The 15,990-nt window shown below is 70.5% G+C and carries 14 protein-coding genes; 11 read left to right on the forward strand and 3 right to left on the reverse strand.

Going from position 1 to position 15,990, the window contains the following annotated elements:
- Positions 1 to 105: 105 nt before the first annotated feature.
- The 8 genes from ACGFX9_RS18255 (at position 106) to ACGFX9_RS18290 (ending at position 11,785) form a co-directional block, all read left to right on the forward strand.
- Positions 106 to 1,551, forward strand: coding sequence for an aldehyde dehydrogenase family protein (locus tag ACGFX9_RS18255; RefSeq protein WP_393472296.1), 1,446 nt, complete (start codon positions 106 to 108; stop codon positions 1,549 to 1,551).
- A gap of 223 nt (positions 1,552 to 1,774) precedes the next feature.
- Positions 1,775 to 3,721 (forward strand): acyl-CoA dehydrogenase family protein, encoded by a 1,947-nt coding sequence (locus tag ACGFX9_RS18260; RefSeq protein ID WP_393472298.1) that lies wholly within the window; start codon positions 1,775 to 1,777, stop codon positions 3,719 to 3,721.
- 110 nt (positions 3,722 to 3,831) lie between these two features.
- Complete coding sequence (gene dxr, locus ACGFX9_RS18265) at positions 3,832 to 5,088, forward strand: 1-deoxy-D-xylulose-5-phosphate reductoisomerase (RefSeq protein ID WP_393472301.1); 1,257 nt, start codon at positions 3,832 to 3,834, stop codon at positions 5,086 to 5,088.
- Entirely contained in the window at positions 5,085 to 6,386 is a 1,302-nt protein-coding gene (locus ACGFX9_RS18270) for a M50 family metallopeptidase (protein WP_393472304.1), read from the forward strand. Before dxr ends, ACGFX9_RS18270 begins: the two co-directional genes overlap by 4 nt.
- Positions 6,387 to 6,549: 163 nt before the next feature.
- Positions 6,550 to 7,707 carry a flavodoxin-dependent (E)-4-hydroxy-3-methylbut-2-enyl-diphosphate synthase gene (gene ispG / locus ACGFX9_RS18275; RefSeq protein ID WP_393472306.1) on the forward strand — a complete coding sequence of 386 codons (1,158 nt, stop codon included), beginning with the start codon at positions 6,550 to 6,552 and terminating at the stop codon, positions 7,705 to 7,707.
- Positions 7,708 to 8,506: 799 nt separating this feature from the next.
- A complete protein-coding gene (locus tag ACGFX9_RS18280; protein WP_393472309.1) occupies positions 8,507 to 9,355 on the forward strand; it encodes a GNAT family N-acetyltransferase in 849 nt (282 codons plus the stop codon).
- Positions 9,356 to 9,436: 81 nt separating this feature from the next.
- The gene (locus ACGFX9_RS18285) at positions 9,437 to 9,982 is read left to right on the forward strand and encodes a GNAT family N-acetyltransferase (protein ID WP_393472313.1); all 546 of its coding nucleotides are present in this window, start codon (positions 9,437 to 9,439) and stop codon (positions 9,980 to 9,982) included.
- 105 nt (positions 9,983 to 10,087) lie between these two features.
- A complete protein-coding gene (locus ACGFX9_RS18290) occupies positions 10,088 to 11,785 on the forward strand; it encodes a proline--tRNA ligase (RefSeq protein WP_393472316.1) in 1,698 nt (565 codons plus the stop codon).
- A 117-nt stretch (positions 11,786 to 11,902) separates the two neighbouring features.
- Here ACGFX9_RS18290 and ACGFX9_RS18295 read toward each other — a convergent pair whose 3' ends face one another.
- Genes ACGFX9_RS18295 through ACGFX9_RS18305 form a run of 3 tightly spaced genes read right to left on the reverse strand, consistent with a single transcriptional unit; the run spans position 11,903 to position 13,833 of the window.
- Positions 11,903 to 12,796, reverse strand: coding sequence for an aminoglycoside phosphotransferase family protein (locus tag ACGFX9_RS18295; RefSeq protein WP_393472319.1), 894 nt, complete (start codon positions 12,794 to 12,796; stop codon positions 11,903 to 11,905).
- A gap of 54 nt (positions 12,797 to 12,850) precedes the next feature.
- Complete coding sequence (locus ACGFX9_RS18300) at positions 12,851 to 13,309, reverse strand: ferritin-like domain-containing protein (protein WP_393472322.1); 459 nt, start codon at positions 13,307 to 13,309, stop codon at positions 12,851 to 12,853.
- Entirely contained in the window at positions 13,306 to 13,833 is a 528-nt protein-coding gene (locus ACGFX9_RS18305; RefSeq protein WP_393472325.1) for a hypothetical protein, read from the reverse strand. Before ACGFX9_RS18305 ends, ACGFX9_RS18300 begins: the two co-directional genes overlap by 4 nt.
- A 252-nt stretch (positions 13,834 to 14,085) precedes the next feature.
- On the opposite strand from ACGFX9_RS18305, the gene rimP reads away from it, so the two are divergent.
- The 3 genes from rimP to ACGFX9_RS18320 all read left to right on the forward strand — a co-directional run bounded on the left by rimP (position 14,086) and on the right by ACGFX9_RS18320 (position 15,957).
- The gene (gene rimP / locus ACGFX9_RS18310) at positions 14,086 to 14,586 is read left to right on the forward strand and encodes a ribosome maturation factor RimP (RefSeq protein ID WP_393472328.1); all 501 of its coding nucleotides are present in this window, start codon (positions 14,086 to 14,088) and stop codon (positions 14,584 to 14,586) included.
- Positions 14,587 to 14,588: 2 nt separating this feature from the next.
- The gene (nusA, locus tag ACGFX9_RS18315) at positions 14,589 to 15,587 is read left to right on the forward strand and encodes a transcription termination factor NusA (RefSeq protein ID WP_393472331.1); all 999 of its coding nucleotides are present in this window, start codon (positions 14,589 to 14,591) and stop codon (positions 15,585 to 15,587) included.
- Positions 15,588 to 15,666: 79 nt separating this feature from the next.
- A complete protein-coding gene (locus tag ACGFX9_RS18320; RefSeq protein WP_393472334.1) occupies positions 15,667 to 15,957 on the forward strand; it encodes a YlxR family protein in 291 nt (96 codons plus the stop codon).
- The last annotated feature ends 33 nt before the right edge of the window (positions 15,958 to 15,990 follow it).

Here is a 15,990-nt window from a genome sequence, read left to right on the forward strand (position 1 = left end):
CCCGGCCAGTACTCCGCGTCGGACAAACGACCGGCACCCATACCGCCCCTACGGTGGGGAACGTACCCCCCAAGACACACCTTCGCGGAAGGGCCGGGAATCGACATGACTTCCATCCACGCCTTCTGGCTCGCCGGTCGCCAGACCACCGGTGAGACCACGCTCGACGTCAACTCGCCCTGGGACGGGCGGCTCGTCGGCAAGGCGGCCGTCCCGACCGACGCCCAGGTCGAGGAGGCCGTGGCCGCCGCGTACGCCGTGCGCGACGAGTTCGCCGCGACCCCGGCGCACGTGCGGGCCGCGGCCCTCGACCACGTGAGCCGCAGGCTCGTCGAGCGCACGGAGGAGATCGCCCAGCTCATCTCCGCCGAGAACGGCAAGCCGATCAAGTGGGCCCGTGGCGAGGTCGGCCGTGCCGTCTCCGTCTTCCGGTTCGCCGCGGAGGAAGCCCGCAGGTTCAACGGCGGCGAGGCCCAGCGCCTGGACACCGACGCAGGCGGCCAGGGCCGCCTCGCCTTCACCCGCCGCTTCTCCAAGGGCGTCGTCCTTGGCATCGCGCCGTTCAACTTCCCGCTGAACCTCTGCGCGCACAAGATCGCCCCGGCCATCGCCGTCGGTACGCCGATCATCCTGAAGCCCGCGCCCGCGACCCCCCTGTCCGGACTCGTCATCGGCGAGCTGCTCGCCGAGACCGACCTGCCGGCCGGTTCCTGGTCCGTGTTCCCCGTCGCGAACGACAAGATGCCCGCCCTGGTCCAGGACGAGCGCCTTCCCGTCATCTCCTTCACCGGCTCCGACAAGGTCGGCTACGCGATCCTGGACTCGGTGCCGCGCAAGCACTGCACCCTGGAGCTCGGCGGAAACGGCGCCGCGGTCGTCCTCGGCGACTTCTCATCCGACGAGGACCTCGACTGGGCCGCCTCGCGCATTGCGACCTTCTCCAACTACCAGGGCGGCCAGTCCTGCATCTCGGTGCAGCGCGTCATCGCCGACGCGTCCGTGTACGACCGGCTCGTGCCGCGCGTGCTCAAGGCCATCGAGGGCCAGGTCACCGGCGACCCGTCCGACCCGAAGACCGACGTCGGCCCGCTCGTCAACGAGGACGCCGCAAAGCGCGTGGAGTCCTGGGTCGACGAGGCCGTCCAGGCGGGCGCGCAGCTCCTCGCCGGTGGCAAGCGGGACGGCGCCGCGTACGCGCCGACCGTGCTCGCCGACGTACCGGCCGATGTGACCATCGCCTGCGAGGAGGTCTTCGGACCGGTCCTCACCCTCAAGAAGGTCAACGGCGAGGCGGAGGCGTTCGCCGCCGTCAACGACTCCAAGTACGGCCTCCAGGCGGGCGTCTTCACGCACGACGTGCAGACCGCCTTCCGCGCCCACCGCGCCCTTGAGGTCGGCGGTGTCGTCATCGGCGACGCGCCCTCCTACCGCGCCGACCAGATGCCGTACGGCGGCGTCAAGCAGTCCGGCGTGGGCCGCGAGGGCGTGCGGTTCGCGATGGAGGACTACACCTACGAGCGCGTCATGGTCCTGACGGGCCTCGCCCTCTAGGCGGTTCACGAACCGAACGGCCGGAGCCCACTGTGCGGGGGCTCCGGCCGTTCTCGTGCGCGCGGACGCGATGCGCCGAACGCTGCGCGAGGACTGGTGGGCCCGGGACGAATCGGGTACACACGATCCATACGATCGAGTAGCACCAGTCAGTAACCGACCGGGTCAAGATCGGGTCAATCGGAGCCGATCGGCCCCCCTTCGCGGCGAGGTGAGCTCCTCAATGCCCGCACCAACCACACCCCCTTCCGGGCCGTCCGTGACCGAACGCGAGGCCCGGCAGGTCGCCGAGGCCGCACGCGAGCAGGACTGGCGCAAGCCGAGCTTCGCCAAGGAACTCTTCCTCGGCCGCTTCCGGCTCGACCTGATCCACCCGCATCCCATGCCCCCCGACGAGGACGCCCGGCGCGGCGAGGAGTTCCTCGCCAAACTCCGGGACTTCTGCGAGACGAAGATCGACTCGGCCCGCATCGAGCGCGAGGCGCAGATCCCCGACGAGGTGATCAACGGCCTCAAGGAGCTCGGCGCGCTCGGCATGAAGATCGACACGAAGTACGGCGGGCTCGGCCTCACCCAGGTCTACTACAACAAGGCCCTGGCCCTCGTCGGCTCCGCGAACCCGTCGATCGGCGCGCTGCTCTCCGCCCACCAGTCGATCGGCGTACCGCAGCCCCTCAAGCAGTTCGGCACCCAGGAGCAGAAGGACGAGTTCCTGCCGCGCTGCGCCCGCACGGACATCAGCGCCTTCCTCCTGACCGAGCCGGACGTCGGCTCGGACCCGGCGCGTATGGCGATGGCCGCCGTCCCGGACGGCGACTCGTACGTCCTGGACGGCGTGAAGCTGTGGACGACGAACGGCGTCGTCGCCGACCTCCTGGTCGTCATGGCGCGCGTACCGAAGTCCGAAGGACACAAGGGCGGCATCACGGCCTTCGTGGTGGAGGCCGCCGCGGAGGGCATCACGGTCGAGAACCGCAACGCCTTCATGGGCCTGCGCGGCCTGGAGAACGGCGTGACGCGCTTCCACCAGGTGCGCGTCCCCGCGGCGCACCGCATCGGCCCCGAGGGCGCGGGCCTGAAGATCGCCCTGACGACCCTCAACACCGGCCGTCTCTCGCTGCCCGCGATGTGTGTCGGCGCGGGCAAGTGGTGCCTGAAGATCGCGCGTGAGTGGTCGGGGGCGCGGGAGCAGTGGGGCAAGCCCGTCGCGTTCCACGAGGCGGTCGGCGCGAAGATCTCCTTCATCGCGGCCACGACCTTCGCCCTGGAGGCCGTACTCGACCTCTCATCCCAGATGGCTGACGAGGACCGCAACGACATCCGCATCGAGGCGGCGCTCGCCAAGCTGTACGGCTCGGAGATGGGCTGTCTGATGGCGGACGAGCTGGTGCAGATCCGCGGCGGCCGCGGCTTCGAGACGGCCGAGTCCCTCGCGGCCCGCGGCGAACGCGCCGTCCCGGCCGAACAGGTCCTGCGCGATCTGCGCATCAACCGCATCTTCGAGGGCTCGACGGAGATCATGCATCTGCTGATCGCCCGCGAGGCGGTGGACGCGCACCTGAAGGTGGCGGGCGACCTGATCGACCCGGACAAGTCCCTGTCCGACAAGGCGAAGGCGGGCGCGAGGGCAGGCGGCTTCTACGCGCGCTGGCTGCCGAAACTGGTCACGGGTCCTGGCCAACTCCCGCGCTCGTACGGCGAGTTCCACCCCGCGGGCCACGCGGACCTCTCCCCGCACCTGCGCTACGTGGAACGCAGTGCCCGCAGGCTGGCGCGCTCCACCTTCTACGCCATGTCGCGCTGGCAGGGGAAGATGGAGACCAAGCAGGGCTTCCTGGGCCGTGTCGTCGACATCGGCGCGGAGCTCTTCGCGATGAGCGCGGCGTGCGTGCGCGCCGAACTCCTGCGGACCACGGAAGACCACGGCCGCGAGGCCTACCAGCTGGCCGACACGTTCTGCCGCCAGTCCCGCATCCGCGTCGACGAGCTCTTCGACCGGTTGTGGAAGAACACGGACGACATCGACCGCAAGGTGGTCAAGGGCGTCCTGTCCGGTACGTACACCTGGCTGGAGTCCGGTGTCGTCGACCCCAGCGGCGAGGGGCCGTGGATCGCGGACGCGTCACCGGGCCCGACGCAACGGGAGAACGTCCACCGCCCGATCCGCTGACGGGCCTTCCGGGGCGTTCCCTCCCACGGGAACGCCCCGGAACACGATTCCGACCGGCCGGATCGGGGCGCAGTGTCCCTTCGCACAGCCGCCCAGGCAAGAATGGGGGGATGAGCGACAGCCCAGCCCCCCTCGCCGACCCGCACCTCGTCTTCGACCCCGTCGTCGCCGAAGGACCGCGGGACATCGTCATCCTCGGCTCCACCGGGTCGATCGGCACCCAGGCCATCGACCTCGTCCTGCGCAACCCCGGCCGCTTCCGCGTCACCGCGCTCTCCGCCGCCGGCGGCCGTGTCGGCCTGCTCGCCGAGCAGGCGAGGCAGCTGCGGGTGCGGACCGTCGCCGTGGCCCGCGAGGACGTCGTACCGGCGCTGCGCGAGGCGCTGAAGGGGCAGTACGGCGGTGAGCCGCTGCCCGAGATCCTCGCCGGGCCCGACGCGGCCACGCAGCTCGCGGCTTCCGCGTGCCACACGGTCCTGAACGGCATCACCGGGTCCATCGGCCTCGCGCCCACCCTCGCCGCCCTCGAAGCGGGCCGCACCCTCGCGCTCGCCAACAAGGAGTCGTTGATCGTCGGCGGCCCGCTGGTGAAGGCGCTGGCCAAGCCGGGGCAGATCATCCCCGTGGACTCGGAGCACGCCGCGCTCTTCCAGGCGCTCGCCTCGGGCACCCGCGCCGATGTGCGCAAGCTGGTCGTCACGGCCTCCGGGGGCCCGTTCCGTGGACGTACGAAGGCGGATCTCGCCGACGTCACACCGAAGGACGCGCTCGCCCACCCGACCTGGGCCATGGGCCCGGTCATCACCGTCAACTCCGCGACGCTCGTCAACAAGGGCCTGGAAGTCATCGAGGCGCACCTCCTCTACGACATCCCCTTCGAGCGCATCGAGGTCGTCGTCCACCCCCAGTCCTACGTCCACTCCATGGTCGAGTTCACGGACGGATCGACGCTGGCCCAGGCCACGCCGCCCGACATGCGCGGCCCGATCGCCATCGGCATCGGCTGGCCCGAGCGCGTGCCGGACGCCGCCCCCGCCTTCGACTGGACGAAGGCCTCCAACTGGGAGTTCTTCCCCCTCGACGACGACGCTTTCCCGTCGGTCGGGCTCGCCCGGCATGTGGGGAAGCTCGCGGGCACGGCCCCGGCAGTGTTCAATGCGGCCAACGAGGAGTGCGTGGACGCGTTCTTGAACGGCGCCCTGCCCTTCAACGGGATCATGGAGACCGTCACCGAGGTCGTCGCCGAACACGGCACACCGTCCGCGGGAACTTCCCTGACCGTCGCGGACGTCCTCGAAGCGGAGACCTGGGCGCGTGCCCGGGCCCGTGAACTGACGGCGAAGGCGACCGCGGAGGCCCGCGCATGACGACCTTGATGATGATCCTCGGCATAGTCGTCTTCGCGGTCGGGCTGCTGTTCTCGATCGCCTGGCACGAGCTGGGGCACCTGTCGACAGCCAAGCTGTTCGGCATCCGCGTACCGCAGTACATGGTCGGCTTCGGCCCGACGATCTTCTCGCGCAAAAAGGGCGACACCGAGTACGGCGTCAAGGCCATCCCCCTCGGCGGCTACATCCGCATGATCGGCATGTTCCCGCCAGGACCGGACGGCCGCATAGAGGCACGGTCCACGTCCCCGTGGCGCGGCATGATCGAGGACGCGCGGTCCGCCGCGTTCGAGGAGCTCAAGCCCGGCGACGAGACGCGGCTCTTCTACACGCGCAAGCCGTGGAAGCGCGTGATCGTGATGTTCGCGGGCCCGTTCATGAACCTGATCCTCGCCGTCGCGATCTTCCTCGGCGTGATGATGACCTTCGGCATCAGTACGCAGACGACGTCGGTCGGCAAGGTGTCCGACTGCGTCATCCAGCAGAGCGAGAACCGCACGAAGTGCGAGAAGGGCGACACGGTCGCGCCCGCCAAGGCGGCGGGCCTGAAGCTCGGCGACAAGATCGTGGCCTTCCAGGGCAAGCCCGTCGACGACTGGTCCGCGCTCCAGACGAAGATCCGCGACACCATCGGCCCGGCCACCATCACGGTCGAGCGCGATGGCAAGCAGGTCGACCTGCACGCCACCCTGATCAAGAACCAGGTCAGCAAGACCAACGGCGACGGCGGCTATGTGGAGGGCGAGTACGTCGACGCGGGCTTCCTCGGCTTCACTCCCGCCACCGGCATCGTCCAGCAGGGCTTCGGCGACTCCGTGAACCGCATGGGCGACATGATGGAGAACGGTGTCCAGTCGCTCATCGCGCTGCCGTCCAAGATCCCCGACCTGTGGGACGCGGCCTTCGGGGACGGCGACCGCAAGCAGGACTCCCCGATGGGCGTCGTCGGCGCGGCCCGCGTGGGCGGCGAGGTCTTCACGCTCGACATCCCGCCGGAGAACCAGATCGCGATGATGCTGTTCCTGGTGGCGGGCTTCAACCTCTCGCTGTTCCTGTTCAACATGCTGCCGCTGCTGCCGCTCGACGGCGGTCATATCGCGGGCGCCCTGTGGGAGTCCGTGCGGCGCAAGGCGGCGAAGCTCCTGAAGCGGCCCGATCCGGGCCCCTTCGACGTCGCGAAGCTGATGCCCGTCGCCTATGTGGTGGCCGGGATCTTCATCTGCTTCACGATCCTCGTCCTGATCGCCGATGTGGTTAATCCGGTAAGAATCTCCTAGTAACGCGAAGTTTGCGGCGGCCGGGCACTCTATGTGTCCGGTCGCCCACCATTGGGTGGAGTTGGGGGCGGGATGTGCCCGGCCCCGGTGGGGTGCCGTAATCTCGAAGCCTGGAGCCCGCCGATCTCGGGACCTTGATCCACACCTTGGGGATGCACGCCAGATGACTGCCGTTTCTCTCGGAATCCCGTCCGTACCGACCAAGCTCGCCGACCGCCGGGTCAGCCGCAAGATCCAGGTCGGTACGGTCGCCGTCGGCGGGGACGCACCTGTGTCGGTGCAGTCGATGACGACGACGCGTACGTCCGACATCGGGGCGACGCTGCAGCAGATCGCCGAACTGACGGCGTCCGGCTGCCAGATCGTGCGGGTCGCCTGTCCTACGCAGGATGACGCGGACGCGCTTGCGACGATCGCGCGGAAGTCGCAGATCCCGGTGATCGCCGACATCCACTTCCAGCCGAAGTACGTGTTCGCGGCGATCGACGCCGGTTGCGCGGCGGTGCGTGTGAACCCCGGCAACATCAAGCAGTTCGACGACAAGGTGAAGGAGATCGCGCGCGCCGCGAACGACTCCGGCACCCCGATCCGGATCGGCGTCAACGCGGGTTCGCTGGACGCGCGTCTTCTCAAGAAGTACGGGAAGGCCACTCCGGAGGCGTTGGTCGAATCTGCGCTCTGGGAGGCGTCGCTCTTCGAGGAGCACGGCTTCCGGGACATCAAGATCTCGGTGAAGCACAACGACCCGGTGGTCATGGTCAACGCCTACCGCCAGCTCGCGGCGGCGTGCGACTATCCGCTGCACCTCGGTGTGACCGAGGCAGGACCGGCTTTCCAGGGCACGATCAAGTCGGCGGTCGCCTTCGGTGCGCTGCTGAGCGAGGGCATCGGCGACACCATCCGCGTCTCCCTCTCGGCCCCGCCGGTCGAGGAGATCAAGGTCGGCATGCAGATCCTGGAGTCGCTGAACCTCAAGCAGCGCCGCCTGGAGATCGTCTCCTGCCCGTCCTGCGGCCGTGCCCAGGTCGACGTCTACAAGCTGGCCGAAGAGGTCACGGCGGGGCTCGACGGCATGGAGGTGCCGCTGCGTGTCGCCGTCATGGGCTGCGTCGTGAACGGCCCCGGCGAGGCCCGTGAGGCCGACCTCGGTGTCGCTTCCGGCAACGGCAAGGGGCAGATCTTCGTCAAGGGCGAGGTCATCAAGACCGTGCCCGAGTCGAAGATTGTGGAGACGCTCATCGAAGAGGCGATGAAGATCGCTGAGCAGATGGAGAAGGACGGAATCCCCTCCGGGGAGCCGACGGTCGCCATCGCCGGCTGACCCTCCCACGAAGGCCCCGCCACCGCCCCGGTGACGGGGCCTTCGTACGCCTGTTTCCGCCTACGCCTGGTCCTACCTCCCTTTGCCTGCGGCCCGCCTCGCCTTCGCCTCCGCTTTCGCGGCCCGCCGTCGCCTGCGGCTCGCCTCGCCTTTGCCTGCGCCCGCCAGCGCCTGTGGCCGCCTCGCCCTTGCCTCCGCCTGCGGCTTGCCTCTGCCCTGAACCGCCGCTGCGCGGCGGATGTCTCCCGCCCACCCACCCGATTACCCCGGGGCAGCCGGGCGGGGGAGCCCGCCGAGAGCCCACAGAGACAGCCCCGCCCCACGGCGCGGGGTGATGCGGGGCAATCGGGCGGGTGGGCGGGAAACCCCGCCGCGAAGCGGCGAAATGGCCTCAGCCCAAGCGAGGCCGCACTCGCCCGCGGCGAGGAGCCCCAGCGCCGAAAAGGCCAGGCCCCCGCCAGGCCGCGCCCGCCCGCGGCGAGGAGCCCCCGCGGCGAAATGGCCTCGGCCCAAGCGAGGCCGCACTCGCCCGCGGCGAGGAGCCCCAGCGCCGAAAATGCCAGGGCCCCGCCAGGCCGCACCCGCCCGCGGCGAGGAGCCCCCGCGGCGGAATGGCCGCAGCCCAAGCGAGGCCGCACCCGCCCGCGGCGAGGAGCCCCCGCGGCGAAAAGGCCTCAGCCCAAGCCAGGCGCGCCCGCCCGCGGCGAGGAACCCCGGGGGACAGAAGGCACCCCGCACAAGGCGCCCCCGCCAGGTACAGTTCGGGGATCTAGCAGACCGTATGGTGAGGCCCCCGCACGTGTTGACTCAGACCACCACCAGGGTCCTCGAACCGAGTGACCTGGACGCCGCGCTCGCCGTGCTCGACCGTGAGCCGGTGGCCAACGCCTTCGTGACCTCCCGGGTCCGGGTCGCGGGCCTCGACCCGTGGCGGCTCGGCGGCGAGATGTGGGGCTGGTACCAGGACGGAATGCTGGAGTCCCTCTGCTACGCGGGCGCCAACCTCGTCCCGATCTGCGCGACCCCGCGAGCGATCCGCGCCTTCGCGGACCGCGCCCGCAGGGCAGGCCGCCGCTGCTCCTCCATCGTCGGCCCCGCCGAACCCACCGCCCAGCTGTGGCGGCTGCTCGAACCGTCCTGGGGCCCCGCCCGCGAGGTCCGCACCCAGCAGCCCCTGATGGTCACCGACCGACTCCCACGTGACATCGCCCCCGATCCCCGCGTCCGTCGCGTCCGCAAGGACGAGATGGAGACGATCATGCCCGCGTGTGTGGCGATGTTCACCGAAGAAGTCGGCATCTCGCCGCTCGCCGGTGACGGCGGCCTGCTCTACCAGGCGCGGGTCGCCGAACTCGTCGCCGCCGGACGCTCGTTCGCCCGCCTCGACGGAGACGGCAAGGTCATCTTCAAGGCCGAGATCGGCGCAGCCACAACGCACGCCTGCCAGGTGCAGGGCGTCTGGGTGGCCCCCGAGTACCGGGGACAGGGCTACGCGGCACCAGGCATGGCCGCCGTCCTGCGCTACGCCCTGGAGGACATCGCCCCCGTCGTCAGCCTCTACGTCAACGACTTCAACACCGCGGCGAGGTCGGCGTACCGACGGGTGGGGTTCCAGGAGGTCGGGGCGTTCATGAGCGTCCTGTTCTAGCTCCCCCACGCCTCGCACCGCGCTCCTCACGTACGCGCCTTCGCGAGTTCGTACGCGCCTTCGCGAGTTAAAGTTCGGCGCATGACTGACGACGTCGTGATCGGGCCGCTGGACCTCGCCACGCACGTGGACGAAGCGCTGCGGGTGCAGGCCCACGCCTTCGGGCTCAGCGACGACGAGGTGGCCGTGCGGCGGCAGATCGTGCTGCGGCACATCACCTACCCAGGCGCCCGCGCGCTGGGCGCCACCACCCCCGAGGGACGGCTCGTCGGCTTCGTCTACGGGATGCCCAACGACCGCGCCCACTGGTGGTCCACGGTCGTCGAGCCGTATCTGCGGGACGAGGGCATGGACGGCTGGCTCGACGACTCCTTCGTGATCACCGAGCTCCATGTGCAGCCGGGCCACCAGAACCGAGGCGTCGGCCGCACCCTCATCACCACCATCACGGACGCCGTCGTACAGCCCCGCTCGATCCTCTCCGCGATCGACGTCGAGAGCCCGGCACGCGGTCTCTACCGCTCCCTCGGATACGCCGACCTGGCCCGCAGAGTCCTCTTCCCCAGCGCCCCGAAGCCGTACGCGGTGATGGGCGCACCCCTGCCGCTGCGGCGGCCCGGCGCCTGACCGATTTCCGCCCGCGCCCGCGCCCCGGTTAACCTCCTGCCATCACCTCCCCCAAGCTTTCGGCTCCGCCGGAGCAGGGGGGACCCCCTTCCGCAGGAGTTCACCATGGCCCAGGTCCAGCGCATGTCCCGATTGATGATCAAGACACTGCGCGACGACCCGGCGGACGCCGAGACGCTCAACCACAAGCTCCTCGTCCGGGCCGGTTACGTACGCCGCACCGCCGCCGGCATCTGGTCCTGGCTGCCGCTCGGCAAGAAGGTCCTGGAGAACATCACCCACGTCGTCCGCGAGGAGATGGACGCCATCGGCGCCCAGGAAGTCCTCCTGCCCGCGCTCCTGCCCAAGGAGTCGTACGACGTGACGGGCCGCTACGACGAGTACGGCGACCTGCTCTTCCGCCTCAAGGACCGCAAGGGCGCCGACTACCTCCTCGGCCCCACGCACGAGGAGATCTTCACCCAGATCGTCAAGGACCAGTGCTCGTCCTACAAGGACCTGCCGGTGATCCTCTACCAGATCCAGACGAAGTACCGCGACGAGGCCCGCCCCCGCGCCGGTGTGCTGCGCGGCCGTGAGTTCCAGATGAAGGACTCGTACTCCTTCGACACCACGGACGAGGGCCTCGCCGAGTCCTACGCCCTGCACCGCGCCGCCTACATCCGGATCTTCGAGCGCCTCGGCCTCGACCACCGCATCGTCTCCGCCGTCTCCGGCGCGATGGGCGGCTCGGCATCCGAGGAGTTCCTGGCGCCCGCGCCGGCCGGTGAGGACACCTTCGTGGACTGCCCCGCGTGCGACTACGCGGCCAACACCGAGGCTGTCTCCTTCGTCGCCAAGGAAGCCGTCGACGCATCGGCGCACGGGCCCGTCGAGGAGCTCGACACCCCCGACACCCCGACCATCGAGACGCTCGCCGCGCACCTCGGCGTCCCGGCCTCGGCGACCCTGAAGAACCTCCTGGTCAAGGTCGACGGCGAGATCGTCGCCGTCGGTGTCCCCGGCGACCGCGAGGTCGACCTCGACAAGCTCGGCGAGCACCTGGCGCCCGCCGTCGTGGAGCTGGTGACGGCCGAGGACTTCGAAGGTCGCGACGATCTCGTACGCGGATACGTCGGCCCGCAGGGTCTTGGGAAGGTCCGCTACATCGCCGACCCGCGGGTGTCCGCCGGCACGGCCTGGATCACCGGCGCCAACAAGGTCGGCACGCACGCGAAGAACGTCGTCGCGGGCCGTGACTTCGAGGTCGACGACTACCTCGACGTCGTCGTCGTCCAGGAGGGCGACCCCTGCCCCAAGTGCGGCACCGGCCTGAAGCTGGACCGCGCCATCGAGATCGGCCACATCTTCCAGCTGGGCCGCAAGTTCGCCGACGCCTTCCAGCTGGACGTCCTCGGCCAGCAGGGCAAGCCGGTCCGCGTGACCATGGGTTCGTACGGCATCGGCGTCTCCCGCGCGGTGGCGGCGCTCGCCGAGCAGACGGCGGACGACAAGGGCCTGTGCTGGCCCCGCGAGATCGCCCCGGCCGACGTCCACGTGGTGGCCGCGGGCAAGGCGCTCCAGACGGAGCTGGCCCTCGACGTCGCCGAGCAGCTGAACGCGGCGGGCGTACGGGTCCTGGTCGACGACAGGGCAGGCGTCTCGCCCGGCGTGAAGTTCACGGACTCGGAGCTGATCGGTGTGCCGCAGATCCTGGTCGCGGGCCGCCGGTCCGCCGAGGGCGTCCTGGAGCTGAAGGACCGCCGCACCGGGGAGCGCGAGGAGCTGACGGTGGCTGAGGCTGTTGCGCGTCTGACAGCCTGAGTTCGGCTCGGGACAAAGATGGCCTCAAACGCCGGCCGGGCTGGATATAGCCCGTCCGGCGTTTGAGGACGAACTCGGCGGAGCCGGTGACGACGGCAAGCAAGGCGCCCCCGCCAGCTAAAGCCACCCCGCGAACTCCAGCAGCAGCTCCGCATCCTGCTCCCGCCCCACGCGCCGTGCCCGTACCCCGGACTCCACCGCACGGAACAACGTCCAGCCCCGCAGCCGCTCCTGGTCCACGTCCAGCGACTCGGCCAGCTTCTTCACCCGGCGGCGGGTGATCGCGGCCCCCGAGGGCGAGGCGATCAGATCCTCGACGCGGTCACGCACGAGCCGCGCCAGGTCGAAGGCACACTCGCCCACCACCGGATCGGGCCCCACGGCCAGCCACGGCACCCGGTCACCCTGAAGGACCTTGCTCTGCCGGAACGTGCCGTGCAGCAGCCGGACCTCCGCGTCCCCGGTGAGCAGCTCGTCCCTGGCGGCGAGCGCCGCGTCGACCAGCGGCGTGACCTCCGCGTCGGCGGACGCCCGCATCGCGTCGGCCTGCCGTCCCGTCCGCTCGGCGACCGTCTCGAAGCGGTGCCCCGGCGGCGGCTGGACCCACAGGCGGCGCAGCGTGCCCGCCGCTTCGAGCAGGGCCTTGGCCTCGGGCAGCGAACGTACCGACACATCGCGGTGCAGCCGCTCCAGCAGAAGGGCGCCGTCCGCGGCGGACGGGTCCAGGAGCCGCACCGCGCCGAAACCGTCCCAGTGCGCGAGCGCGGCCCGCTCGCTCTCGGGGCGCGACCTCGGCGGCACCAGCTTCAGCACCGCGGGCGTGCCGTCCGGCAGGCGCACCATGACGACGAGGCCGCTGCGTCCGCCGGGCATGTGGACCCGCTCGACGGTCAACTCGCGCAGAGCGACGGCCTGTTCGGCTGCCGCGGGCAGCTTCTGAAGCCAGTCGTCGCCGTCCTGCGTCGTCTCACCGAGTGCGGTGACGAGACGCTGGGGCGGTTCGAATGCCATGCGCGCGTTGTTCCTTCCTGAACTTCCTGGATCCCGGACCGGCTCCCGGACTGGCTACGCCTTGGGCGGCTCGGAGGCCGCCCCGGCGGACCGCTCGGCGAGCCCAGGGAAGGTTACGCTCCCGCCGCGCCACCGCGCCGCACGTACCGCCGCCTCACGGAGCGCCTCGGCGGCGCTCTTGCGCCGGGCGCCCGTGGAGGCCCGTACGAGATCCGCGTAGACCCCGGCGACCCGCTCCTCCAGCTCGGTCGCGAGCCGCACGGCCGCCGCGGAGTCCGGCACCGCGAACGGCAGCGCGTACGCCGCCGCCGAGGCCTCCGGCTCGCCGCCGAGGTCCCGAACGGCGCGCTGGAGCTCGTCGCGCCGTGCGCGATGCGCGTCGTACGCCGTGCGCGCCTCCGCCCTGCGGCCCTCGCCGGTCCGGCCGCCGACGACCCCGTAGCCGTACACAGCCGCGTGCTCGGCACCGAGCGCGGCCTGCACCGCCTTCAACTCGTCCTCGGAATCGCTCACTTGTCGCCCTCCGTCAGCAGAAACGCGTGCGCGGCGCCCGCGGCCGCCACCGATGCGAGGAGCCTCGCCAGCTCACCGGGCGCGTCGAGCAGCGCGCTCCCGCGCCGCCCGGCCAGCTCCCGCTCGGCCTTGGCAAGCTCGCGCACGGCGTCCTTCTCGTCCTTGGGCACCGAGGGCACCGAGGGGGCAGTCGACGGAGAGGCGGAGGGGGCGGGGAGCCCGGCCGCGAACGCCGTCTTGTGCCGCTTCACCTCCGCCCGCAGCGGATCGAGCCGTCCGGCCAGCGAAGGGTGCGCGGCGAGGACGGCGTCGTACCGGCCGAGCAGCTCACCGCTGTCCCGGGCTGCACCCGCGCGCAGCCGATCGGCGGCGGACGAACGCTCGTCATCGGAAGAGGCGGGATCCGAGCAGCCCGAGAGCAGCACGGCCCCGGCCGTCGCGGCGGCCCCGGTCAGCAGAGTCCTCCGGCGCGGCCCCGAGCGGGCGTACGAGGGGGCGTACGGGGAGGTGGGATACGACGGCACGGCAGACGTCCTCGGCAGGAAGGCCAGAAAGGCAGGCAGTCAGAAGGTGGGCGAGCCGGGCGCGAGCCCGGTGATCACCGTACCTGCGGCCTGCCCTCGTACGCGTGAGCGGCTCGGTGGAGGGTGGGCGGAGGACGGTTGACGGCCGGACGGCGGCCCTCCGGCGGCGGCAACACCCCTCGGGACCGGATACCCTTTGACCTGACACGCGAACGATCCCACAACAGCACACGCGGCCGAGGAGTCACCCGGATGAGCACCACCCAGAGCGAGAGGCTGCGAGAACTGCTGGAACCGCTCGTCAGCTCGAAGGAACTGGATCTCGAAGAGATCGAAGTGGCCTCGGTCGGACGTAAGCGTGTGCTGCGAGTCGTGATCGACTCCGACGACGGCGTGGACCTGGATCAGATCGCTGAGATCAGCCGCGAGATCTCCGAGAAGCTCGACGAGAGCGACGCGATGGGCGAGGGGGAGTACACCCTCGAAGTCGGCTCCCCGGGCGCCGAGCGCTCGCTGACGGAGCACCGCCACTATCTGCGCGCCGTCGGCCGCCTTGTGAGGTTCCAGCTGACGGAGGGCGGCGACGAGCTGATCGCCCGCATCCTCACGGTGGACGACGAAGGCATGGATCTTGAAGTACCGGGCGTGAAGGGGCGCAAGCCCACCGCCCGCAGGCTCACCTTCGACGCGATCGCCAAGGCGCGCGTCGAGGTCGAGTTCAACCGCAAGGACAAGAAGGAAGAGGAGGCGTAGCCGTGGACATCGACATGAGTGCCCTGCGGGGTCTGGTCCGGGAGAAGGAGATCTCCTTCGACCTGCTGGTCGAAGCGATCGAGTCGGCCCTCCTCATCGCCTACCACCGCACCGAGGGCAGCTTCCGTCGCGCCCGCGTGAAGCTGGACCGCGAGAGCGGCCACGTGACGGTGTGGGCGACGGAGGACCCGGCCGACCTCGAAGAGGGCCAGGAGGCCAAGGAGTTCGACGACACCCCCTCCGACTTCGGCCGCATCGCCGCGACGACCGCCAAGCAGGTCATCCTGCAGCGCCTGCGCGACGCCCAGGACGACGCGACCCTCGGCGAGTACGCGGGCCGCGAGGGCGACATCGTCACGGGCGTGGTCCAGCAGGGCCGCGACCCGAAGAACGTGCTCGTCGACATCGGCAAGCTCGAAGCCATCCTGCCGGTGCAGGAGCAGGTGCCGGGCGAGGACTACACCCACGGCCTGCGCCTTCGTTCGTACGTCGTCCGGGTGGCGAAGGGCGTCCGTGGCCCCTCGGTCACGCTGTCCCGTACGCACCCGAACCTCGTCAAGAAGCTCTTCGCGCTCGAGGTGCCCGAGATCGCCGACGGATCGGTCGAGATCACGGCCATCGCCCGCGAGGCCGGTCACCGGTCCAAGATCGCGGTCCGTTCCACCCGCTCCGGGCTCAACGCCAAGGGCGCCTGCATCGGTCCCATGGGCCAGCGTGTGCGCAACGTCATGGCCGAGCTCAACGGCGAGAAGATCGACATCGTCGACTGGTCGGAGGACCCGGCCGAGATGGTCGCCCACGCGCTCTCCCCGGCACGGGTCAGCAAGGTGGAGGTCGTCGATTTCGCGGCCCGTTCCGCCCGGGTGACGGTGCCCGACTACCAGCTCTCCCTCGCCATCGGCAAGGAGGGCCAGAACGCCCGCCTCGCCGCTCGGCTCACGGGCTGGCGCATCGACATCCGTCCGGACACCGAGCAGCCGCAGGGCTCCGAAGAGGCCTGATCGGGCTCCTGATCAAGACAACAACCGTTCGATTTTTGCCCCGAAGGGGTGAGGTCGGTGCGGGGAGGTAGACTTAATCGTGTCTGGCCGGACGCAAGCCCGAGCATGCCCTGAACGCACCTGTGTGGGGTGCCGGGAGCGAGCGGCCAAGAGCGATCTGCTGCGCATCGTGGCGAAAGAGGGCGCTTGCGCCCCCGATCCAAGCGGTACGCTGCCCGGCCGGGGTGCGTACATCCACCCCGTTCCGGTCTGTCTCGACCTGGCGGTCCGACGCAGAGCGTTCCCGAGGGCCCTCAAGGCCCCGGGCCCGCTCGACACGGCGGACTTGCGCCGAGTCGTCGAGACAGTTGCCCAGCAGGCAACACCGTAAGGAAGGTCGCGCGGAACCCCGCGCGGCCCTGGT

The sequence above is a fragment of the Streptomyces sp. NPDC048436 genome, from assembly GCF_043200355.1.
GTDB lineage: Bacteria > Actinomycetota > Actinomycetes > Streptomycetales > Streptomycetaceae > Streptomyces.

What these genes read in the sequence shown, in the direction of transcription:
- ACGFX9_RS18295 (WP_393472319.1), bottom strand. Translation starts at nt 12,796, where the DNA reads ATGGCATTCGAACCGCCCCAGCGTCTCGTCACCGCACTCGGTGAGACG.
- rimP (WP_393472328.1), top strand. Translation starts at nt 14,086, where the DNA reads ATGAGCACCACCCAGAGCGAGAGGCTGCGAGAACTGCTGGAACCGCTC.
- ACGFX9_RS18270 (WP_393472304.1), top strand. Translation starts at nt 5,085, where the DNA reads ATGACGACCTTGATGATGATCCTCGGCATAGTCGTCTTCGCGGTCGGG.
- dxr (WP_393472301.1), top strand. Translation starts at nt 3,832, where the DNA reads ATGAGCGACAGCCCAGCCCCCCTCGCCGACCCGCACCTCGTCTTCGAC.
- ACGFX9_RS18255 (WP_393472296.1), top strand. Translation starts at nt 106, where the DNA reads ATGACTTCCATCCACGCCTTCTGGCTCGCCGGTCGCCAGACCACCGGT.
- ispG (WP_393472306.1), top strand. Translation starts at nt 6,550, where the DNA reads ATGACTGCCGTTTCTCTCGGAATCCCGTCCGTACCGACCAAGCTCGCC.
- ACGFX9_RS18290 (WP_393472316.1), top strand. Translation starts at nt 10,088, where the DNA reads ATGGCCCAGGTCCAGCGCATGTCCCGATTGATGATCAAGACACTGCGC.
- ACGFX9_RS18260 (WP_393472298.1), top strand. Translation starts at nt 1,775, where the DNA reads ATGCCCGCACCAACCACACCCCCTTCCGGGCCGTCCGTGACCGAACGC.
- ACGFX9_RS18285 (WP_393472313.1), top strand. Translation starts at nt 9,437, where the DNA reads ATGACTGACGACGTCGTGATCGGGCCGCTGGACCTCGCCACGCACGTG.